This is a genomic window from Vibrio mytili, assembly GCF_049563345.1.
Classification (GTDB): Bacteria; Pseudomonadota; Gammaproteobacteria; order Enterobacterales; family Vibrionaceae; genus Vibrio; species Vibrio mytili.
Genome location: NZ_CP110481.1, coordinates 189,924 through 211,688, shown reverse-complemented (window position 1 = coordinate 211,688; position 21,765 = coordinate 189,924). Strand labels below are relative to the sequence as shown.

Genomic DNA, 21,765 nt, shown 5'->3' with positions numbered 1-21,765 from the left:
ATCAAGTGTTCTAAAAGATGGATAAGAAAGTAAAACAAAAACAATAAAGAAAAAGAATAATAATATCGTACATAAACGCCTCATGCTTTGAGTACGTTTAGAACCTATGGTTTCTATAGAGATAAATGAATTATTCCTTATTATTGACAATTGGAACACTGCATTAACAAATATATAGAGAGAGTTACAAAATACAGAAAATAAAATACCAACTTGAATAACACTGGGAGAAAATTCGTGATTATCAAAAATCAAAAAACTAGTAGGGAGCAAAAAAAAGAAAAAGTTGAACACCCATATCATAAGAAATGGGTGCTTAACTTTATAATCTTGCCAAAAGCATAACAACGTAGTAAATGCCGATAAGAATAAAGTGATTAAAGTCAACAACTTTCAACCTTTTTCAAAAAGTACTCAAGGCTAATTAAACAGCCTAATTCTTGAAGTTTATTCTCATCATCAATTATATTTTCGATGTCTACATGATTCTGTAAATAGCTAACTTCACCACACAATAGTTCTTTTTTGTAAGATTGAAAAAAATCGGAACTTACCCAAGACTTATAGTCAACAAACGACTTCATTTTATCTACTTTCTTTGGCTTAGCAATAGAGTAAATTTTTCTAGCTATTTTATTGAACTTACTATTGGAAACGATTGAAACACCAACCTTAAAAAGTTGATGATAAATATTTATAAACTTACTGTCACTCAAAGATATAGGAGTTCCAGTCTTTTGCCATTCGATATCTAAAAATAAGTCAGGATAATACTTTAACAACATCGCATGATAAAGTTTGCCATTGAATCTATATTCATCGGGAAGGGAATACACAAACTCTAAGAGTTCGTTGTCTAAAAATGGTTTGACATTGTTAATTTTATCAGATACCGCATCGCTACCTAAAGATGTGAACCTTACTCCACGATTGTGAATAAAATAGCTATCAGTGATATTTTCATTATAATATTCGTCGTTAATATTTATCAATGACAAGTCATCGCCATATTTTCCTTTTAAAGTTTTTAAATAACTATTTATATTGAGAAATAAATCTTTCTTAAGATAACCTCCGCCTAAAACTAAATCACCTAAAAAGCCATTCAAAACAACATTACTATGTTTAACAATTTCCTTTGATGGATGAACAGCATGTAAGTGTAATATGTTTGCCATGCCACCAGTTCTAATTACCGCATCCTCTCTATCCAAAAACCAGTTTCTTTCGTTTATCTCTATGACCTTATGTCTAACATTTAGCTTCTCACAACACTTCTTAGCGATAACAACATCAGGACTTTCTATAGTACCAAATGTGAAACATTCGATCTCCAAATCCATCTCATCTGCTAATGCAAGCAGTAATCGAGAGTCCAAACCACCGCTTAATGTTACAGAGACCTTATCTCTAGGGGAGAAACGCTTTTGCATAGAAGACTGGAGTAATGTATGCAGTTTATCAATAGCTTCGTCAAAGTTGATTGTTTTTTTCTCAATCAATCTCCAACTCCAATAACATCTTTTACTAACCTCTCCCAATTGGTTAATTTCTATAATTGAAGAAGGATTTATTCTTTTAACATCTGTATAAAGCGTATGATCATATGGAAATGAATTATGTGATAGATAAAATTTGATAGCACTATTATTGAGTGTTAAATCTAAATTCTCGCTCTTTAATGTATTAGTTAATGAATAAAAGTCTGTTGAACAAATCATAATATCCGCGCAAGAATAATAATAAAGTGGCAGTAGAGCGTAGCGGTCAGATATTACCTTTACCTTTCCTTTCTTTATTTCAAAAAGTATATAATAACCATCAACTAAACGGAAAAAGTCCTCATTATCTCTATTATAACAAAGTTCTAAAAATTCAGAGTTAGAGACATGTTTGCCATTAAAAGAGTATATATCACCTACCAAGTAGTAATGTACTTCGTTAATTAATTTATCTGTACGAGACCACTGGTTTCCACCAATAAAGTTAACATCTAAATTTCCATGTTTATAAACAATCTGCATTATAAATACTCCGTAATGGTCCTAGATTCCTTGATAATCCTAATAAGAACCACTCCACACCCCAACAATAACCAATATAAAGAAATTTCCATCATACAACTAGATAAATCTGGCCTTATTTTAGCTGACATAGTTAAAGTGACAAAAAATACAATTAGAATGTCAGCCATAAATATAAGCCAGTCAGTGATCGAAACTCTTAATATTGGCTTAAGAAATAAGACTATGTGTAAAAATAGTAAAATTATCGAAGCGAATAAAAGTGAATAGGCCACCGATTCAAGTTCTTTAAAGACAATAACAGAAACAAATACAAATGAAGTTCTAAGAATTAAATTAAAAATATTCCAAATAAAAGATCGTTTTACATACCCAGTTGCTTTTACCAGACTTCCCATCGGGTTGATTATTGAAAGACATAGTACGTATAAACTGATAATAGAAAACAAATGTGAATATTGAGACCAATCATTTGAAAATATTGTAGTAACAAAATACTCTGAGAAAACAAACAATAAAAGATAAATAAATGTGTTAATTAACGTGGTTGCTCTACTACAAAAGACATATGTGCTTCTTAATAGATCATTAGAATTTCTTACTTTACAAAGTAGCGGAAATAGCAACCTATTTACTACTGCATTTATAACTTGTAACGCGGGCTTTAATAATATTTCTTTTATATAAGAATATGGACCAGAAACATGAGTCCCTAAGACTTTACCTATAATCAAGACATCAAAGTTAGATGAAAAATGAGTTAATAGGTTTTCACCAGAAATATACATGCCATATTTTATACTAGGAAGCGATTGTTTTATGTCTATATTTATTAGATTAAAAGAATAAGAAGATGAGATTCTTATCGTCATCCATGTATAGATTACCGTTAGCGTAATATTAAAAACAACAAAGCTAATTAATCCATTATAAATATAGCTCGAAGTGAAGAAAAGAATCAACGCAATAGAATTTGAGACAATATCAATTTTAGCAAGCTTATCAAAGTCGAGTCGTTTCTGAAGAATTGCATTTCCATGAATAGAAAAAGCCCTAATCATAAAAATTGGTGACAGTATTATGAGGTAATATCCAATTAGGTCAGAATCATAGAACGAAGAAATAACATCTGATAAGACTACTATAGAAATAGAAACCAAAATACCAGACATTATATTTATAAACTTTAAAGTATTTTCAACTACTATCTCTAGATTCTCTGAATATATAATCGCGGCTGAAAATCCAAGATTACAGAATATCATTGCGAAACCAGTCACAACGCTTAGAATTGATATAACACCCAACTCGTCAAAACTTAAAGTTCTTGATAGTGTAAGCATTATTATTATCTGAGGTAATGATTTAACTATGATTGAAATGCTATTCCAACCTATATATTTATTGAGTATTGACACTATATACTTCACTAATTTTATTAATAACACTTACCCAAGAATATTGATTCGCAGCATAATTCCTTATATAATTTGGATCGAAACTTTTTCCTGATACGTAATCTATGGATTTCGCTATATTCTCAGCTGAATTGTTTTCTAATACAACTCCCAAACTGGCATCATTATTTAATATGTACTCAGGTCCACCACACTTTGTTACAATTGTAGCCAGGCCGGAAGCCATAGCTTCAATTACAACCACACCAAAACTTTCACTTTCACTAGGGAGGATCAAGCAGTCATAGTTATAGATAGTGTTTCTGAGTGTTGTATTATCAAGCTGACCTTTGAAACTGACTCTTCTTTTTAAGCCTGTACTATTTACAAAAGCTTTTGCTTCTAGTTCAAGTTCTCCACTACCATATATTGTTAATGTTGAATCATTCAACTTAGCACTTTTAAAGCCTTTAATAGCATTCATGATCCCCTTTCTATAATTTAAGTGTCCAATAAATAAAAAGTTTCTCGGTTTAAAATGATTTTCTTTATAGTTAAGAACTTCTGTATCAACTCCATTTGGAATTACAACTGTATTAATGTCCTCTATTAACAACCTTTCTGTAACAAACTGCTTTAAAGGCTCACTAACAAATATACACTGCTTAACTTTTTTAACTTCTTTTTGCACACGCTTGAATTTATGTTTTTTTATATAAAGTTCAAAATTTGAAGCATGCTCCGTCCAAATAATATTGTAGTCCAATGATATATTAGAAATCATCATTAACGAGTCTATAAAATGAGCATGTATTACTTTATTTTTATAACCTATATCATTTTTTTGAATAATTTTTTTGAATTTTCTTGACGCAATTTCATTGAGAAACCTATTAATCGAACGTATTTTAGGAAATTCATAATATGGAAAAACTATAACCTCTATATTAAGATCTAGATCTAGATAATTATATTTACGAAAAGGATCAACTATCAACCTTCTTTCTAGAATATATACCGTTATAGTAAGAGTTGGGTCAAAAATACTTAAGTTTTTAACTTGTTCATAGAAAAAAGCCATTCTACCCGGAGATTCTTCGCTTGGCCAACCAGGAACTACTATATTTATTTTTTTCATATCACTTATAACTAGATCGATAGCTAGGCGTGCATCTTTACGCCTAGCTAACACTTAATTAGAAACTTCTTGTTAAAGAATACCTTTTGTGTCGATGTAATAGTCACAATTCCAAGGTACGTCTAAAAATTCTTGATGATCAACAAGAAATACATGAATATCGGATGTTTTTCTCGCAAAATCAACCTCAACTAACTCAACACCTTTCAATGATTCAGGAATTGTATTTATATTCGGCTCCACGGCCATTACTCTCCCAGAATGCATTCCTGCAATTTGCTTTGTAATACTCAGAGCCGGACTTTCACGTAAATCATCAATATTAGGCTTAAAAGCTAAACCGTAACAAGTAATCGTCACATCTTTAGCTGTTTTAGTTGGATTAGATTGCAAATAGTCAGCAATGGCTAACTTGACTTTATTAATAACCCATGAAGGTTTCTCATCATTGACTTTACGTGCAGTGTGGATCAATTGAGCTTCATCAGGAGTTTTAGAAACAATGAACCAAGGGTCGACCGCAATACAGTGGCCACCGACGCCAGGGCCCGGTTGCAATATATTAATACGAGGATGACGATTAGCTAAACTAATAAGCTCCCACACATTGATATCAAGTTTATCACAAATAACAGACAATTCATTTGCAAACGCAATTTGTACGTCTCGACAACTGTTTTCTGTTAACTTTGCCATTTCTGCAGTACGTGCATTAGTAATTACACAATCACCTTGTACAAAGGTTTTATAAAGCTCAGCAGAACGCTCAGAACAACGTGTAGACATACCACCAATAACGCGGTCATTTTCAACTAGTTCACGTACAACATGACCAGGCAGTACACGTTCGGGACAATGTGCAACATTTACATCAGCTTCAATACCTGCATTTTGCGGGAAAGATAAATCTTGGCGTGCGCTAGCCAACCATTCTGCGACTTGTTCTGTCGCGCCAACAGGTGAAGTTGATTCTAAAATGACTAAATCACCTTTTTTCAATACTGGTGCTATGCCCTTACAAGCCGATTCGATATAGCGTAAGTCAGGCTCAGGAACTTGCCCCTCTTCACATGGCAAAAATGGCGTAGGTACTGCAATTAGGAATGCATCTGCAGGCTCTGCTTTAGTTACAGCCTTTAAATAGCCTTCAGTTACAGCAGAGTGAACAATCATATCTAGATCTGGCTCTACGATATGAATTTTACCTTGGTTAATGGTATCTACTGCATGTTGGTTAACATCAACACCAATGACCTTCTTTTTGCGCGAAGCAAACATAGCAGCTGTTGGCAAGCCTATATAACCTAATCCAATGACTGATATAGTTTCGAATGACATATTTAATTCCTAAATTCTTATTTGGCTAATTCTTCTAAAATTCTCTTGCACGCTTTACCATCCCCATAAGGGTTATGTGCATAACTCATCTTTTGGTATGCATCTGCGTCATTGAGTAATTCATTTAAACTGCAGACTATTTGATTAACATCAGTACCAACTAACTTAACCGTGCCAGCTTCAACCGCTTCTGGGCGTTCTGTAGTATCTCGCATAACTAAGACTGGCTTACCTAAAGATGGCGCTTCTTCTTGAATACCACCAGAATCAGTAAGAATGATGTTTGAGCGCATCATTAAATAGATAAATGGAAGGTATTGTTGTGGCTCGATGAGATGAATATTATCTATTCCACCTAAGATACGATTTACAGGTTCACGCACATTTGGATTTAGGTGCATCGGATATAATATTTGCGTCTCTGGGTGCGCTTTTGCCGTTATGGCTAAAGCTTCACAGATACGCTCAAATCCACCACCAAAACTCTCACGTCGATGCCCTGTAACTAAAATTAGTTTCTTTTGTTCATCTAAAAATGGGAACTGTGAAGCGAGTGTCCGCTTGAGATCTTCATCATGCTCAATTTTATCTTTCACCATGAGTAACGCGTCAATGACGGTATTACCTGTCACTGTAATATCACTTGGTTCAAAGTTTTCTTTGAGAAGATTCTGCTTTGAGGTTTCTGTTGGCGCAAAATGATATTTAGTCAACACGCCCGTCAAACGACGATTAGCTTCTTCCGGCCAAGGCGAGTGGATATTACCGGTGCGAAGACCCGCTTCAACATGTCCGACAGAGATCTGTTCGTAATAAGCTGCAAGACTCGCTGCAAATGTTGTTGCAGTATCACCGTGAACAAGTATAGCATCCGGTTTAAAATCTTCTAACACTGGTTTTAGTTCTTGGATGATTTTAGCGGTTACATCATTTAATGTCTGACCCGCTTTCATCAAGTTCAAGTCATAATCAGGCGTGATCTCAAACAGATCAAGAACTTGATCAAGCATTTCACGATGCTGAGCTGTGACACAACATCTTGCTTCAAAGCTCTCATCCGATGCTAAAGCATGAACTAATGGAGCCATTTTGATAGCTTCGGGTCTGGTACCAAAAACGGTAAGTACTTTCTTTTTTGACATCTTCTAGCCTAATATTAAAAATTATATATTTTCCAAATTGTGTTTATGTATAAATGTGCCTTCCGGTTTTTACTTGACAGAAACATTACATTTTAAAAATGTGATCGCATAAAAACAACTATCCCTTATAACTGCTCGGTTTGAGAGAAGTCTATAAAACATCCTCAATAGTCTAATCTAGATTAGACTCTTTGCTAAACGCAAAAAGCACAAGAACAAACGCAACACCTAACATTCCGCCAAGTAATGTCCCCAACACACAAATTAATGCTCTCTTGGGTCCGTCTTTTATTTCCGGTACTACCGAAGGGTCGACAACTTTAAAAACAAACTCTTCTTGCACTTCAGCAAGCATTAAGCTTTTGGTTTGTTCTTCAATTAAGCTATAAAAAGTGCTTTGCATATCGGCAACAGCTGTTTTTTGTAATTGAGTATTTAAGTACTCAAGATTTTGCGAACTTTCTGCAATGGTACGCTCACGCATAATCTTATTGATATCTTCGATCAACCAATTCACCCATTGTTGAGCGACATACGGCGAATAATGTTTGACGGATACTGTGTATAACCCTGTTTCAGGATCAGAGTTAACGCTTAAAATATCTTTCTTGAATACTTTAAATGCTTCTTGTGCCGTTGGAGTAGCACCTCGCAAACCGTCTGGCTCACGTAGCCATTCGCCATTACTTGGGTCATAGATTTCTTCGTCTAAAATTAGCTGGTTGCTGGCCAAGTCCCAATCTTTGGCTGCCATTAGTGGTACGAGTAAATCATGCTTTTTGATAAATGCATCAACAAATTGGCGTGATTTCATCACTTGCACCGCGAGATCAGTTTGGGAAGACTCTCCTCCGCCAAGGTTAACGCCCGCTAAAGCTGCCAAGCCACCAAGCTGGCCTGCCATTTTGGCCAAACCGCCACCATTGGAGCTTTCAGCAGGAGCTAGTAAAGCATCGGCTTTGTAAATATTCGGTAAGCTAAGAGCGTAAAGTACGGAGCCTACTGCAAAAACAAAAGTCGTTGCTATGATGATCCACTTACCTTTCCAGATTGCAGCGAAGAGTTCGCGGAGATCGATTTCGTCGTCGGCGGGCGCTGAAGGTTGAGGTGGGTATGGTAAGTACTCGTGATGTTGAGGTTTGTTTGGTTCCATGGATTGTTTAGGTCCTAGGGTCCTAGGTCCTAGGTCCTAGAGGTTAAGCTAGGAGCTAGAGGTAGGATTGGGTTAAAAGTTTTAGAATCAGGAGCCTAGAGTTCTAGGAAACACCCTGAGTTCAATTATTCGTATTGTGCTTTTGGTTCTCTTACTGAGCCTTTTCTGCGTCTGATTAGGGCGGCTAACATTGCGGAGATTTCTTTGGTTTCGTTGATGAGTGCTAGGCCTTTTTGTTTTTCTATAAAGCCTGCTTCTATTCCGACGTAAAGTTGGGTGATTGCTTCTCCAGCGGAGCCTTTTGCGATGTATAGAAATCTCGCTGACTCGTTTGCTGTTTCTCGCTCTTCACCTTCTGCAATATTAGATGCTATCGAAAGTGCGCTTCGGGATAGTTGATCTTTAAACCCGAAGTTCTTGCAAGGTTCTAGTTGTTTATACACTTCGCAAGAAAGGCGACAACTGCGTTTCCAAACATCTAGTTTTTCAAAAGCAAGTTGTCGCATCATCCACTTCCTATATTGATTTTTCCTAGCCCCTAGAACCTAGGAGCCTAGGACCTCCCTTATTTCAACGCATTAATCGCTACACCAGTTTGGTATAGGATCTGGGTTGCGGCTGTCCAGGTGCTAAGCGCGTCGCGGTAATCGGTGTCGATTGGCACAACGATAGTATCGCCTGCTTTCAGCTCGTCGTCGTTGTTACCGAACCAGTAGCCTGATGTTGGTTTGTATACCGAGCCATCAGCACGCACCACAAAGATGCGGTCTTCGTCGGCTTGTTTCTTCGCGCCGCCTGCTTTGTTGAGGTAATCATTCACATCCAACTTTTCGTCGCGCAAGTAAGTAATGGGCACCTGAACTTCACCCATAATAGAAACGGTGTTGCGGAAGGTCGGCACAAATAAGAAGTCACCATCTTCCAACATAAAGTCGGCAGAACGCTCGTTGTCTAAGATGCGGTTTAGCTGCACCACCATACGGCCTAACGCCTTGCTGCGACTGGCTTCTTCAACAAACTTCAGCGTCTTGTCTGGGTCAGAAATCACTGAGCTCATGTTGCTGTCGGCACGGAAGGTTTTCTTCGCTGTTTCTGCGCGCATGTCAGCAGCGTATTGGTTAAGCAGTTTTTGCTCTTGTAAGCGCAGCGCTTCGCGAGTGAAGATCGCACCTTGTGGATGAGCAAATTCAGTTAGGCCACCCGCGCGTTCTAGCAGTTCACCTAATGTTTCACCTTGGCTAACGGTGTACGTACCTGGGAAGCGCACTTCGCCTTGTAGCGTGACGGTGCTTTGCAGCTTCACACTTGGTTTTTCCAATACGTTCAAGCGGTCGCGGCCGACAATGATCGCATCATCTGCCGTGCTACCTTGAATCGCTTTACGTAAATCAATGCGCTCGACGTTAATCGATGCACGTTCGTCAACGTTATTGATGACGGTACGGGCCAACTCTGCGTTGATGGTAAATGCGTTGTAGGTCAAACCACCAGCTGCCTCCAATAAGCTAGAGACTGTCATTCGCGGTGTGATTGGGTAGCGACCAGGGTGTTTTACTTCACCGAATACTTCAGCGATTTGTGGTGCAAGGCCTAGTTTAGACTGCTGCTGAAGCTGTAAAAGCACTGGAGCAAGTAACGTTTGACGGGTATTTTGCTTCATAGCATCAAACTCTTCTTGGGTAATTTCTTTACCGCGGAAGATGATCTTTTGCTGTTTTTCGGCCTGATTTGCACTTGTGTTGTTAGTACCGTTCGACAAACCATTTTGAGAAGGAGAGATAGCCACCGAAGTACTACGCATTTCTTGCTCTCTCAATTGATCCATCTCAGCTTGTGCTTGTGCCTCTTCTAAGGTTTTTGCTTTGGCTACCGTATCTTGTTCGGCAAGATTGTCCAAATCTTCATTGTTAAAACGGTTAAAGACTAAAACACGGTCACGCGATTGCAGTTGAATGTTGTCGCTGCTGTTTGGTGAGAGAATCGCATTGGCTAGGTTAACCTGAAAGGTCTCGATATCGCGTTGTGAATTAATTTCACGCACGATCACGGCGTAACTGACGTCTGCGGTCGAGTTAAATGAAGAATCGACCGATTGGAACAGATCCGCAACGCGCACGCCGCTCTTCCATTCCACAAACCCAGGGTGACGCACATCACCTTCGATTTGTACATAACGGGTTAACTCTTCACTTTTCTTCAGTACATTAACTTCATCACCTACTTTGACTTTCACTTGCTGGTCTTGAGGGTTGACAAAGTTCAGAGTTAACGCTTCGCGAACGCCTTCGATGCCGTAACGTTTAATATCGATTTGTTCAAAGAAGGCGTTAGCGGTAAAACCACCCGCCATTTGAATCAGCTGTTTGTAGGTTTCACCGGGTTTCACTTCATAAATTGCAGGGCGGTTCACTTCGCCATCCACAGAAACCGTTTGGGCTACCGAGCCAATAAACACCACATCGCCAGGTAACAAACGAACGTCGTTACGCGCATCACCCTTGAGCAACAGGTCGTACATGTCTAGCTTACGAATTACTTGACCATTACGTTTTAGCTCGATATTACGCAGCGCACCGCTGTCGCTAAAACCACCACTGTAGTAGATCGCTTGAGAAATCGTCGACAAGGCACTCACGGTGTAAGCACCTGGCTTGTAAGCATCCCCCATCACAAACACTTGCATGGTGCGCATTTCACCCAGTGAGATATCACTGCGTACACCGATCATTTGCTCTTGTACACGTTGGTTTAGCGAATCACGCACTTCAGAGAAGGTCATGCCAGCCACTTGTACCGGGCCTAGCGACGGAAAGTTAATGATGCCGGCACGATTCACGCGTAAGCGATGCGTGGTGTTTTCTTTACCAAACAACTGAATAACCAGTTCATCCCCTGCGCCAATGGTGTAATCGGCAGGTACGGGAACATCACTGATCGGCGCAAATGTGGTTGGAGAACCAGCAAATAAATCAAGGCCGAAACGCTTGAGATCTTGATCTTCTTCGGGCTTCAACCAGTCAAACTGGTCACTGTCCGCAGCACTAGCATTCGTCGCTTCCGGACGCTGCTCAACCACTTTAGGGTTCTCATAACTGGTCGACTGTGACGAGCCAGAAGGCAGGGTAATGCCATACTTACTTGCCAATGCTTGCTGTTGCGCGGCAGGTAAGCTTTGAAACATTTTAAGCTGTTCTGGGGTTGGGTTTTGCGCCAAGGTGTATGGCGCAAACAGACTTGCCAATACACAAACGGCAATGGAGAAATATCCTTTAAGCATGGTAATCCGCTGTCAGTAAAGAGTGAATAAAATCTTAGAGACCAAGTTCTCGGCGTATGGATTAGGCTGAGCACTCGGGGCTTTGATTAAAATCGGTGTTGGAATCCGAGTGATAGACCGTTGAGGCGAACGTCGTCTTCTGCGCTGTAGTCAACAAACTCGAAGACCACTGCACTGTGTTTGTCCATCGCGTAATGTACGCCCACACCAAAGCTCGCACCTTGGCCAGTATCGGAGCCGATGCCTTTTTGATCGATTTCGATGCTCGAATACCCTGCCAAACCGTAAAGGGCAACGCGACCAGACACAGGAATATTGAATTTAACGAAGCCACTGGCAAGGCGATCAACCGACAAGCCACTGTCGCGCTTAAGCGAGGTGCCGTATCGACCTTCTAAAGCGAGGTAGTCGTTAAAGAAGTAGCCAGCCTGAGCTTGAAGAAGAAACGGGTTGCCTTCTGCTACAGAAGAAGAGGAAGGAGATTGAAGTTCGGCGTTTGAGTAACTCAATAATGCGCCAGCATAGAAATCTGCTGAGGCAGAAAAAGAGCACAAGCCTAAACTGATTGCACTCAACGCCCCTAGCCATGGTCGTTTATTTATCACGTAAGTGGTTCCTTAGTGTCGACTTACCGCAGCCTAACCCGCAGTATTGTCCCAAATGATAGTTTGTGCGTTTTCCACGCTACCGCCCGGCGGCATTACGCGTTAGCCACTGTTCGCTGATTATTTGCTTGTTGATGCTTAGCCGATTGATTCGGTTTATTATTTTTTCGTTAGTTCACCGCGTTTTTCAACGGCGATCTTTTAAGCCTTACTTTTGTGTGAGACTCGCTCAAAAATCATACTTAGACATGAGTCACACAAAAGCTGGCAAATTATGCATTGTTCGTCACCAAACGGCAAGAGTAGGAAACATTGCGGTGTCAGAATTGAGATTTTTGCTACTAAAATTTAACTTTAAACCAAGGTCCTAGGGGATAAAGAAAGGTCCTTGGCTCCTAGGTGCTAGGTCCTAGGTGTGCTCGTGGTGACTCCTTGGACTAACGAAACTATAATGGGTGTTGTTTGGGAAACAGATTACGGATTACGGAATACAGAATTCACAGCTTGCTCCTCTGTAATCTGGAAGCGGAGCGCTCTGTAATCAAAAACCACAAGCGAAAAACTTTTTCGTTGAACACGATAATTTCAACAAGCGGCCATAGAACCTAGGACCCGTTTTCTCCCTAGGACCTTTTCCTGTATTCCTTGTTTTTCCTAGGACCTAGGGCCCTAGAACCTAGGATCTGTCTTTTAAACCTAAGACCTTTCTTTTTCCCTTTCTCTTTTCTAAAACAACAAAAAGCATAAGAAACTATTTACATGTTGGTGATTTTTTATCTAAAATCATCTTTGGAGTATAGTTTTATGTTCCAAACATCGATGTTTTTAATACCGGAAATACTTAAGGAATAATAATGAAGAATACAGCACTCGCTATTCTTATGGCTCTAAGCGCTTCTACAGCATTCGCAGCAACTGAAACTGGTAACGCTGATGATGCAGTAGTTATGGCAGATGGTGAAGTAGCGGTTGGTGTTGGTGCAGCAGCGGCAGCAACAGTGATAGCAGTAGCAGCAACTGATAGTGACTCAACGACTACTACAACGTCTACTTCTACTACTACTTCTAACTAATTCTGTTAGATTTAGCTTGTATTAGAGAATCGCCCTGGTTTATTCAGGGCGATTTTATTTTAAGAGGGAATCATGACTACCTTTCTTACACGCCATTGGATGCGCCTACTGGTTGCCCTGCCATTATTAAGCCTCGGTGTCGGTTGTACGCAAAAAATCAACGATGTTTCAGCCACTGTGCAAGAAGCCTATAATGGTTATATCGATATCGAACTTTCTGCTGATGAAATTAACGCCGTTCCTTATGCCAGTGCTTATCTAAAAATCGGTGATCAAAAACAAATTTTCGTCGTATTGGCGTTTGCAGAGCAAAACCCGGTCAACGGTAAAACTCAACTGAAATGGGTCAGTGCCGATCGTGCCATGATCGTCACCGAAAATGGCCATATTGTGAAAACTATCGGCTTACAACATCAAAACCTTGCGGGCACCTACTACCCGATTCCTGCATTTAGCAAAGCCGATACTGATTTCTCCCTTTCTTACGATTGGCAAGAGCAGTATCGCTATGGCTTCCCGGCTCAAGTAACACGCACTTACCAAGGGAACGAGACGGTGACTACGCCAATCTCGACCACGCAAACCGATATGTATCGCGAATCGGTCAACTTCCCTACTCTATCAAGCTCAGTAGAAAACTATTACTGGGTGGATGCGCAAGGCCAAGTGGTGAAGACATTGCAGCACTTAGGGCCGAATATGCCCGCTCTCGAACTCACGATTTTGAAAGGATACAGTCAGTCATGAGTAAACGATCATTCCCTTTATTAGGCTTGTTATTGGCTAGCATGGTAGCCGTACCTGTTTGGGCTCAACATACCGTAAATAAGAGCACTGTAAATACGCAACTGCCCCTGCACGTCGAATTGATGAGCGTAGGCAAAAAGTTGCAGTTTGAACACTCGGCACGCTTGGTTGATGTTTTAAAGCAAGCCCAGCAACAAGATATCATGCTGGAATACCCACTCGCGACTACCCTATTTGATCAATCCGAACAAGCTAAGCGATCGGCGACAAAATTGAAAAACAGCGTGTTGAACCGCATGATTCAGCACAACTTGGTTTCGCATCCGTTGTATAAATTTATTCAGAGTCACCAGTTTGCACCAAGACTGCTATCCGCAGTGGATATTGATAATGTGCGTTTGGATAAGCAGAACAATCCACTGCTGAATGGTGATCTCGCGCTTGTCGCCCCTCAGCGAGAAGAGCAGGTCTTTTATCTTGGTAACTTGGATAAGGTTTATTCTGTTAAGGCGCAAGCGGGCATCCCACTGCAACAGCAATTAACCAATTTAGAGCAAGACTTTAGTGAACTGACTCAGGCACCGATATTGATTTACCCAGATGGCAACGTTGTGGAACCACACCACGGCACTTGGTTAAATACTCAATATTATTTGCCGCCGTTGACCATGGTATATGTACCGTTTGAAGCGTATGCCACCTCCGAACTGGATCAAGATATCGTTACGTTGCTTACCCAGCTAAAACCGCAACAGAAAACGCAAAGTAAGCCGCTTAAGTCGCAAAGTAAGTCAATCACAGTGAAAAGCCAACTATGATGCTAACCAGAACAACCTTAACTCTTTCTTTAATGGGGCCAGCTTTGGTATGGGCTCAAGATATGCCATTTGAAGTGCCGCCACTGCAACCTTCGCAAATGGATTTTGGTGGTGTTGGCTTGATGCAAATGCCAACGGGCCGTATGGCGCCCGAAGGCGAGTTCAATTTCGCGGTCAACTTCAGTAACGAGTATCAATTCTACAATGTGACGCTGCAGGTGTTGCCTTGGATGGAAACCACACTGCGCTATACCTTGACCAATGATGTATTATACAGCAATGACCCTAGCTTTTCAGGGGATACCAAGCACACAGATAAAGGCATTGATTTCAAATTCCGTTTGCTAGAAGAATCACAATACCTACCAGAACTTTCGGTCGGTGTACGCGATTTTGCTGGTACCGGTCTGTTTGATGCCGAGTTTATTGCCGCCACCAAACGTTATTCGAACCCAAACTTAGGCACCTTTGATTTTACCTTGGGTATGGGTTGGGGCTACCTCGGCACGCGCGACAATCTCACCAATCCAGCGTGTAAAATGTCTGACCGTTACTGTTCTCGCCCTTCTGATTTTAAAGGCAATGGCGGCAGTGTGGACTTTGAGCGCTGGTTTAAAGGCGATGCGGCTATTTTTGGTGGTGTTGAGTACCAAACCTTATACGCACCACTGCGCTTTAAGCTCGAATATGACAGCAACGACTACAGTGAGGACTTCCCTGTGGTACGTGGTGGTGTGGATATGACCCCACATACACCGTGGAACGTCGGTGTACTTTACCGTTTAGGACATATGGCCGATTTACGTTTGAGTTATGAACGTGGTGATACGCTGGTTGCAGGTGTGAGTTTATTCACCAACTTTAATGAGATGCCGTCGTTCTGGCGTGATACACCAACGCCAAAACCAGAAAATAATCAACCGGATGAGCTATCCGATGTCGATTGGCAGCGCGTCTCAGAAGATCTAGACAAAATTGCTGGTTACCAAGACACCAAGATTTACGCGCAAGGTGATACCGTAGCGATAGTCGGTGAGCAAAAGAAATACCGTGACCGCAACGAAGCACACGAAAAAGCCGCTGCTGTACTCTACAATCAAGTACCGGATAGCGTTGATACGTTTACCATCAATGAGCGCAACCGCGGCTTAACAACAGGTCAAACGGTGATTTCGAAAGACAAATACCGTGATGTGGCTGAAGTCAACTACATTAATGCCAACATGAAAGATGCGACTGCCACGTCAAATAATAAACCGCAAGGTGATCTGACCTACGATGGTTTTGAGCGTTTTGAGTATGGCTTTGCGCCTAAATTGGTACAAACTTTAGGTAGCTCTGAAGACTTTTATCTGTTCAGTGTTGGCTTAAGTGGCAACGCGTCTTACTGGCTGACGGATAACCTAGAACTTGGTGGCACACTGTACTGGGATTGGTACAACAACTACGATCAGTTTAACTACATCGCTCCGCCAGATGGCACATCCATCCCTCGTGTGCGTACCTTGTTCCGTGCTTACCAAAATGAGCATAACGTCACCATGCAAAACCTACAGTTAACCTGGTTCCAAGAGTATTCTGATTCGATGGATCAGCAGTTCTATGCGGGTTACTTAGAAAGTATGTTTGCTGGTGTGGGTACTGAGTTCTTGTACCGTCCGCAAGGCGCAAACTGGGCGATTGGCGCTGATGCGAACTTGGTTTCTCAACGTGATCCGCAAAGCTACTTTGGCGTTTACGATGAAAAATACCAAAACATCCCTGAGTATGGCCGTCCGTTCCAAGTCATTGATAAAGGCTTTACCGGTTTTGTTTCGGGTTACTACTACCCACAATGGGAATTCCTCTCTGACTTGATGATTCAAGTGGATGTGGGACAGTTCCTCGGTGGCGACAAAGGTGCTCAGTTTAATGTTGCCAAACAGTTCAAGAGTGGCGTCATCGCTGGTGCTTTCGCTTCGGTTAGTGACCTATCTGCGGATGAATTCGGTGAAGGCAGCTTTACCAAAGGCTTCTATATTTCGATTCCATTCGACATCATGACAGTTAAACCAAGCAACAACCGCGCGAACTTCAGTTGGCAGCCTATCACTCGTGACGGCGGTCAGAAACTGGGTCGTAAGTACAGCTTGATTGAACTAACCGATGACCGAAACCCGTGGTATCAAAGGCCGAATAGGTCGGAAAAACCATAGGTTCTAGGGTCCTAGAATCCTATGGAAAACAACAGAATACGGAGGAGTTTGTTGGAGCTCCTCCGTTCAACATTAATTCGGTTCTTTTGATTTTGGAATACAGAGCGCTTCGCTTACTGAATACGGATTACGGATTACGGATTACGGATTACGGATTACGGATTACGGATTACGGATTACGGATTACGGATTACGGATTACGGATTACGGATTACGGATGATTATTTTCAAGCACTTGAGTGAAACCTCAAGTGCTTTTTTATTTTCTAGGGAGAAACCACAGAATAACGAGTACTGATTACAAAATACTGAAACTTCTTATCATTCACTTCTGTAATCTGTAAGCGAAGCGCTCTGTATTCCTGTTTTTTCTAGGACCTAGGACCTTTGTTTTCCTAGGACCTTTGTTTCCCCCCCCTTTTCTTGCTAAAATTCTTGAGAAAATTTTAATCTATGGTGGAAGTTCTATGATCATCGTCACTGGTGGTGCTGGCATGATTGGCAGCAACATTGTTAAAGCGCTTAACGAAGCGGGTATCAACGATATCTTGGTTGTCGATAACCTAAAAAATGGCAAAAAGTTTAAGAACTTAGTTGATCTTGACATCACAGATTACATGGATCGTGACGACTTCCTTACCCAGATCATGGCGGGTGATGATTTCGGTCCGATCGAAGCAATTTTCCATGAAGGTGCGTGTTCTGCTACGACCGAGTGGGATGGCAAGTACATGATGCTGAACAACTATGAGTACTCAAAAGAGCTACTGCATTACTGTTTAGATCGTGAGATTCCGTTCCTATATGCCTCTTCTGCGGCGACTTACGGTGAGACAGAAACCTTTGTTGAAGAGCGCCAATACGAAGGTGCGCTTAACGTTTACGGTTACTCAAAACAGCAATTCGATAACTACGTTCGCCGCTTATGGAAAGATGCGGAAGAACATGGTGAAACGCTGTCGCAAATTACCGGTTTCCGTTACTTCAACGTTTATGGCCCACGTGAAGACCACAAAGGCAGCATGGCGTCAGTGGCTTTCCACCTAAATAACCAGCTTAACGCGGGCGAAAACCCAAAACTGTTTGCAGGCAGTGAAGGTTTTATTCGCGATTTCGTTTACGTTGGCGACGTGTGCAAAGTCAATCTATGGTTCTTGGAGAACGGCGTGTCCGGCATCTTTAACTGTGGTACTGGCCGAGCAGAGTCTTTTGAAGAAGTGGCCAAAGCAGTGATCGCGCATCACGGTAAGGGTGAAATTGAAACCATTCCTTTCCCTGAGCACCTTAAAGGCGCATACCAAGAATTCACTCAAGCGGATTTGACGAAACTGCGTGCTGCGGGTTGTGACGTGGAATTCAAAACCGTTGCCGAAGGGGTAGCGGAATACCTCGCGATTCAAAACCGTTAATCTTTCCTATTAAGGTGACAGAGCAAGCTTTGTCACCTTAACTCTGATGCAACTTTTCATGTGTAATCGTGCAGATGTCATAGCTTGTATTATGTAGACCATCTTCCTTTGCCTTGCTTTCAACACTTACTCTCGAAATAGGTGCGTAAACATTCATGACCACTCAACGTGATGATTTCGATCCCAAAGCTTACAACCCAACATTTGAGCGCCACTTTCTCGCGCCAAAATATTGGGGCACGTGGCTCGCTGTATTTTGCTCTGTGCTGATCGCTTTGCTACCGCTCTCTTTTCACCAATGGCTGGCAAAAATGCTGGCATCACGTTTGGTAAAGTCGAAAGCCAACTCAGTCAATAATGTAAAAACCAACTTAGCCTTATGTTTTCCTCACTTGAGTGAGCAAGAGCGAGACCAACTGACGTATAAAACGCTTTATACCGCTGGTGTGTTTACGTTGCGATTTGGCTTGGTGTCGCTACGTTCACCGCAATGGCTGCAATCACAGTGCGATTTTGTTCATCCAGAGTATTTATTCGATCTGACCGAGCAAGGCGAAAAAGTGATCTTATTAGTGCCACATTCATGGTCAATTGACATTCCAGCCGTGCTGCTGGCGTCACAAGATTTACCCGTATCTGCCATGGCCAAAAGGCAGAAAAACCCGGTGACTGACTGGTTGATGCACCGTCAGCGCGTGCAATATGGCGGCCGTGTGTATGAGCGTTCTGGCGGGATCAAACCTTTCATCAAGTCAATTAAAGACGGTTATTTAGGTTACTACTTGCCGGACCAAGACCATGGCGCTGAGCTCAGTGAGTTTGTTGACTTTTTCGCGACTACAAAAGCCACGCTACCTGGCTTAACCAAACTGGCTAAACTGTCCAAATCAAAAGTAATCCCTACGTTTGCTTCACTCGATCCGAGTACGGGCCGTTTCAGCATTGAGTTCATGCCTCCTCTAACGCTTCAAGAAACCGATAGCGACGATGCTCGCTCCTTGAATGAAGCAATTGAATACTTTGTAACGAAAAGTCCGGAACAATACATGTGGACTCTGCGCTTACTGCGTACTCAAGCCGATGGCAGTAATCCATACAGTGAAATGCGCGAGCATGGCTTTATCAAACAGAAGTGATATCAACATGTCGAAAAACAAAATTCTAGTTATTGGTCCATCTTGGGTAGGCGATATGGTGATGTCGCAGTCCCTGTACATCGTTTTAAAACAACTGGATCCTGACAGCGAGATTGATGTCATTGCCCCGGGTTGGTGTAAACCTATCCTAGAGCGAATGCCAGAGGTTCACCAAGCCATCGAAATGCCGCTCGGTCATGGTGAATTTAATCTCCTTGGCAGACGTGAAATCGGTAAAACGCTACGAGAAAAGCAATACGACCACGCCTACATCTTGCCTAAATCAGCCAAATCAGCGCTGATCCCTTGGTTTGCAAAAATCCCGCTTCGTACGGGCTGGAAAGGCGAAATGCGTTACGGCTTATTGAATGACTTGCGCCCGAATATGAAGTCGTTCCAATACATGGTGGAACGTTATGTCGCTTTGGCGTATCCGGCTCAAGAGATGCAAGGTTCCGCGTCACTTGGCGGATTAGAAACTCTGCCACGCCCTCGCCTGACAATAAATGAACAAGAACAACAAGAAACCATCAGTAAGTTTTACCTCGACCAGCAACGCCCGGTGATCGGGTTATGTCCTGGTGCTGAGTTTGGCCCAGCCAAGAAGTGGCCAGAAACTCACTACGCCGAAGTCGCGACACAAATGTGTAAAGAGGGCCGTCAAGTTTGGTTGTTTGGTTCACAAAAAGATATCGAGACTTGTAACAACATTCGTTCGTTGGTCCCAAGTGACTATCATCCATACATTCACGTGCTGGCCGGACAAACCAGCTTAATCGAAGCCGTCGATTTACTTGGAGCTTGCTCTACGGTCGTTGCCAATGACTCAGGCCTGATGCACGTCGCGGCTGCTGTCGGTTGTAACGTCGTCGCGGTCTATGGCTCGACGTCACCAAAATATACGCCACCGCTCGCTGACAAGGTCGAAATCGTTCATACCGATATTGACTGTCGCCCATGCTTTAAACGTGAATGTCAGTTCAAACATCTGAAATGTTTAACCGAGTTGTCACCAAAACAAGTGTTGAGTAGCATTCAAAAACTGGAAGCGATTACGGTCGAGTCATGCTAATTCGTCTTGTTTATACGCTACTGCTGGCGCTCGCCTCACCGATTCTCTTATTTGGTTTATACAAAAGTAAGCCAAACAAGCCAAAATTTGGCGCGCGTTGGAAAGAGCACTTCGGTATCACGCCCAAGCTAAATACAGAGCAGCAGCCAATTTGGATTCATGCCGTCTCGGTGGGAGAAAGCATTGCCGCCACGCCACTAATCAAAGCGTTGAAAGCCAAGCACCCTGAGCAACCCATTGTTGTCACCACCACAACCAGCACTGGCGCAGAGCAAATTGCCAAGCTGGGTGACTTAGTCGAACACCGTTACATGCCGATCGACTTTGGCTTTGCAGTTAAAGGTTTTCTGCAAGCGATTCGCCCCACTCAAATGCTGATCATTGAAACTGAGTTATGGCCAAACACCCTGCACGCCGTACATCAAGCAGGTATTCCCATTACCGTCGTCAATGCTCGTTTGTCCGAGAAGTCTTGTCAGAACTACAGTAAAGTTCAGCCTTTGTTTAACTCGTTGCATCCTTGCTTAACGAAGGTTCTGTGCCAAACAGATTCTGATGCCGAGCGTTTTGCACGTTTGGGCGTCGACCCAGCAAAGCTTGCGGTTACCGGCTCGATTAAGTTTGATATTCAAATATCAGACGACGTCAAAGACCAAGGCAAAGCGCTTAGAACAGAGCTCGGTCAGAATCGTCCAGTGTGGATCGCCGCCAGTACGCACAAAGGCGAAGATGAGCAAGTGCTTGATGCGCATCAACAAGTGTTAGCGTCACATCCAGATGCACTGTTAATACTTGTACCCCGACATCCAGAGCGATTTAATGATGTTTACGCGCTATGCCAACAGCAAGGATTTAATACCGTTCGCCGCACTGCAAGCCAGCCAATCGAGCAAACAACTCAAGTATATCTTGGTGATACCATGGGAGAAATGCTGGTGTTAATTGGTGCGGCCGATGTGTGCTTTATGGGCGGAAGTCTAATCGGTGATAAAGTTGGCGGGCATAATGTTCTCGAGCCTGCGGCTCTTGGTGTACCTGTTATTACGGGGCCGAGTTATTATAACTTTGCAGAGATTGTTACTGTCTTATCTCAGTCTAATACACTGGAAATTGTTGATAGCAGTAAGCAACTGGCAGAGCATATTTCTGAGCAACTCAGCAACCCAAAAACCACACAGTCGCAATGGGAAAAGCATCACAGCCCTCTTGCCGAAACCATCAAATTGATCCTTGAGGAATAA

Annotated in this window: 18 protein-coding genes; 9 read left to right on the top strand and 9 right to left on the bottom strand. The window is 42.0% G+C overall.

The window, feature by feature from the left end; translation table 11 throughout:
- Window positions 1-383 precede the first annotated feature (383 nt).
- The 9 genes from ONE56_RS00975 to ONE56_RS00935 all read right to left on the bottom strand — a co-directional run bounded on the left by ONE56_RS00975 (window position 384) and on the right by ONE56_RS00935 (window position 12,074).
- The gene (locus ONE56_RS00975) at window positions 384-2,024 is read right to left on the bottom strand and encodes an asparagine synthase-related protein (RefSeq protein WP_423840095.1); all 1,641 of its coding nucleotides are present in this window, start codon (window positions 2,022-2,024) and stop codon (window positions 384-386) included.
- Entirely contained in the window at window positions 2,024-3,442 is a 1,419-nt protein-coding gene (locus tag ONE56_RS00970; protein ID WP_423840094.1) for an oligosaccharide flippase family protein, read from the bottom strand. The genes ONE56_RS00975 and ONE56_RS00970 overlap by 1 nt, the downstream gene beginning before the upstream one ends.
- Window positions 3,426-4,559, bottom strand: a complete 1,134-nt coding sequence (locus tag ONE56_RS00965) for a glycosyltransferase family 4 protein (RefSeq protein WP_423840093.1) — start codon at window positions 4,557-4,559, stop codon at window positions 3,426-3,428. Before ONE56_RS00965 ends, ONE56_RS00970 begins: the two co-directional genes overlap by 17 nt.
- A 72-nt stretch (window positions 4,560-4,631) precedes the next feature.
- A complete protein-coding gene (gene wecC, locus ONE56_RS00960; RefSeq protein ID WP_423840092.1) occupies window positions 4,632-5,897 on the bottom strand; it encodes a UDP-N-acetyl-D-mannosamine dehydrogenase in 1,266 nt (421 codons plus the stop codon).
- Between the two features lie 17 nt (window positions 5,898-5,914).
- Window positions 5,915-7,039 (bottom strand): non-hydrolyzing UDP-N-acetylglucosamine 2-epimerase, encoded by a 1,125-nt coding sequence (gene wecB, locus ONE56_RS00955; RefSeq protein WP_423840091.1) that lies wholly within the window; start codon window positions 7,037-7,039, stop codon window positions 5,915-5,917.
- 172 nt (window positions 7,040-7,211) lie between these two features.
- The gene (locus ONE56_RS00950; protein WP_423840090.1) at window positions 7,212-8,192 is read right to left on the bottom strand and encodes a Wzz/FepE/Etk N-terminal domain-containing protein; all 981 of its coding nucleotides are present in this window, start codon (window positions 8,190-8,192) and stop codon (window positions 7,212-7,214) included.
- A gap of 125 nt (window positions 8,193-8,317) precedes the next feature.
- The gene (locus tag ONE56_RS00945) at window positions 8,318-8,701 is read right to left on the bottom strand and encodes a four helix bundle protein (protein WP_423840089.1); all 384 of its coding nucleotides are present in this window, start codon (window positions 8,699-8,701) and stop codon (window positions 8,318-8,320) included.
- Window positions 8,702-8,757: 56 nt separating this feature from the next.
- Window positions 8,758-11,469, bottom strand: coding sequence for an SLBB domain-containing protein (locus tag ONE56_RS00940; protein WP_423840088.1), 2,712 nt, complete (start codon window positions 11,467-11,469; stop codon window positions 8,758-8,760).
- A gap of 86 nt (window positions 11,470-11,555) precedes the next feature.
- The gene (locus tag ONE56_RS00935) at window positions 11,556-12,074 is read right to left on the bottom strand and encodes a porin family protein (protein ID WP_041156209.1); all 519 of its coding nucleotides are present in this window, start codon (window positions 12,072-12,074) and stop codon (window positions 11,556-11,558) included.
- A gap of 854 nt (window positions 12,075-12,928) precedes the next feature.
- Between ONE56_RS00935 and ONE56_RS00930 the strand changes: the two genes are divergently transcribed.
- The 9 genes from ONE56_RS00930 (at window position 12,929) to waaA (ending at window position 21,765) form a co-directional block, all read left to right on the top strand.
- Complete coding sequence (locus tag ONE56_RS00930) at window positions 12,929-13,147, top strand: hypothetical protein (protein WP_423840087.1); 219 nt, start codon at window positions 12,929-12,931, stop codon at window positions 13,145-13,147.
- Window positions 13,148-13,219: 72 nt separating this feature from the next.
- Window positions 13,220-13,894 (top strand): YjbF family lipoprotein, encoded by a 675-nt coding sequence (locus ONE56_RS00925; RefSeq protein WP_423840086.1) that lies wholly within the window; start codon window positions 13,220-13,222, stop codon window positions 13,892-13,894.
- Window positions 13,891-14,712, top strand: a complete 822-nt coding sequence (locus ONE56_RS00920) for a capsule biosynthesis GfcC family protein (RefSeq protein ID WP_423840085.1) — start codon at window positions 13,891-13,893, stop codon at window positions 14,710-14,712. Before ONE56_RS00925 ends, ONE56_RS00920 begins: the two co-directional genes overlap by 4 nt.
- Window positions 14,709-16,907 (top strand): YjbH domain-containing protein, encoded by a 2,199-nt coding sequence (locus ONE56_RS00915; protein ID WP_423840084.1) that lies wholly within the window; start codon window positions 14,709-14,711, stop codon window positions 16,905-16,907. The genes ONE56_RS00920 and ONE56_RS00915 overlap by 4 nt, the downstream gene beginning before the upstream one ends.
- Window positions 16,908-16,999: 92 nt before the next feature.
- Entirely contained in the window at window positions 17,000-17,128 is a 129-nt protein-coding gene (locus tag ONE56_RS00910) for a hypothetical protein (protein WP_423840083.1), read from the top strand.
- A 246-nt stretch (window positions 17,129-17,374) separates the two neighbouring features.
- Complete coding sequence (rfaD, locus tag ONE56_RS00905; RefSeq protein WP_423840082.1) at window positions 17,375-18,316, top strand: ADP-glyceromanno-heptose 6-epimerase; 942 nt, start codon at window positions 17,375-17,377, stop codon at window positions 18,314-18,316.
- A gap of 155 nt (window positions 18,317-18,471) precedes the next feature.
- Window positions 18,472-19,452, top strand: coding sequence for a lauroyl-Kdo(2)-lipid IV(A) myristoyltransferase (gene lpxM, locus ONE56_RS00900; protein WP_423840081.1), 981 nt, complete (start codon window positions 18,472-18,474; stop codon window positions 19,450-19,452).
- Window positions 19,453-19,459: 7 nt separating this feature from the next.
- Complete coding sequence (waaF, locus tag ONE56_RS00895; RefSeq protein WP_041156276.1) at window positions 19,460-20,524, top strand: lipopolysaccharide heptosyltransferase II; 1,065 nt, start codon at window positions 19,460-19,462, stop codon at window positions 20,522-20,524.
- Window positions 20,518-21,765: a lipid IV(A) 3-deoxy-D-manno-octulosonic acid transferase gene (gene waaA / locus ONE56_RS00890; protein ID WP_423840080.1), complete on the top strand. Its 1,248-nt coding sequence runs from the start codon at window positions 20,518-20,520 to the stop codon at window positions 21,763-21,765. The genes waaF and waaA overlap by 7 nt, the downstream gene beginning before the upstream one ends.

Excerpts from the sequence above, each read along its gene's own strand:
- ONE56_RS00975 (WP_423840095.1), bottom strand. The coding sequence starts at position 2,024 with ATGCAGATTGTTTATAAACATGGAAATTTAGATGTTAACTTTATTGGT.
- ONE56_RS00965 (WP_423840093.1), bottom strand. The coding sequence starts at position 4,559 with ATGAAAAAAATAAATATAGTAGTTCCTGGTTGGCCAAGCGAAGAATCT.
- wecC (WP_423840092.1), bottom strand. The coding sequence starts at position 5,897 with ATGTCATTCGAAACTATATCAGTCATTGGATTAGGTTATATAGGCTTG.
- wecB (WP_423840091.1), bottom strand. The coding sequence starts at position 7,039 with ATGTCAAAAAAGAAAGTACTTACCGTTTTTGGTACCAGACCCGAAGCT.
- ONE56_RS00950 (WP_423840090.1), bottom strand. The coding sequence starts at position 8,192 with ATGGAACCAAACAAACCTCAACATCACGAGTACTTACCATACCCACCT.
- ONE56_RS00945 (WP_423840089.1), bottom strand. The coding sequence starts at position 8,701 with ATGATGCGACAACTTGCTTTTGAAAAACTAGATGTTTGGAAACGCAGT.
- ONE56_RS00940 (WP_423840088.1), bottom strand. The coding sequence starts at position 11,469 with ATGCTTAAAGGATATTTCTCCATTGCCGTTTGTGTATTGGCAAGTCTG.
- ONE56_RS00930 (WP_423840087.1), top strand. The coding sequence starts at position 12,929 with ATGAAGAATACAGCACTCGCTATTCTTATGGCTCTAAGCGCTTCTACA.
- ONE56_RS00925 (WP_423840086.1), top strand. The coding sequence starts at position 13,220 with ATGACTACCTTTCTTACACGCCATTGGATGCGCCTACTGGTTGCCCTG.
- ONE56_RS00920 (WP_423840085.1), top strand. The coding sequence starts at position 13,891 with ATGAGTAAACGATCATTCCCTTTATTAGGCTTGTTATTGGCTAGCATG.
- ONE56_RS00915 (WP_423840084.1), top strand. The coding sequence starts at position 14,709 with ATGATGCTAACCAGAACAACCTTAACTCTTTCTTTAATGGGGCCAGCT.
- rfaD (WP_423840082.1), top strand. The coding sequence starts at position 17,375 with ATGATCATCGTCACTGGTGGTGCTGGCATGATTGGCAGCAACATTGTT.
- lpxM (WP_423840081.1), top strand. The coding sequence starts at position 18,472 with ATGACCACTCAACGTGATGATTTCGATCCCAAAGCTTACAACCCAACA.
- waaF (WP_041156276.1), top strand. The coding sequence starts at position 19,460 with ATGTCGAAAAACAAAATTCTAGTTATTGGTCCATCTTGGGTAGGCGAT.
- waaA (WP_423840080.1), top strand. The coding sequence starts at position 20,518 with ATGCTAATTCGTCTTGTTTATACGCTACTGCTGGCGCTCGCCTCACCG.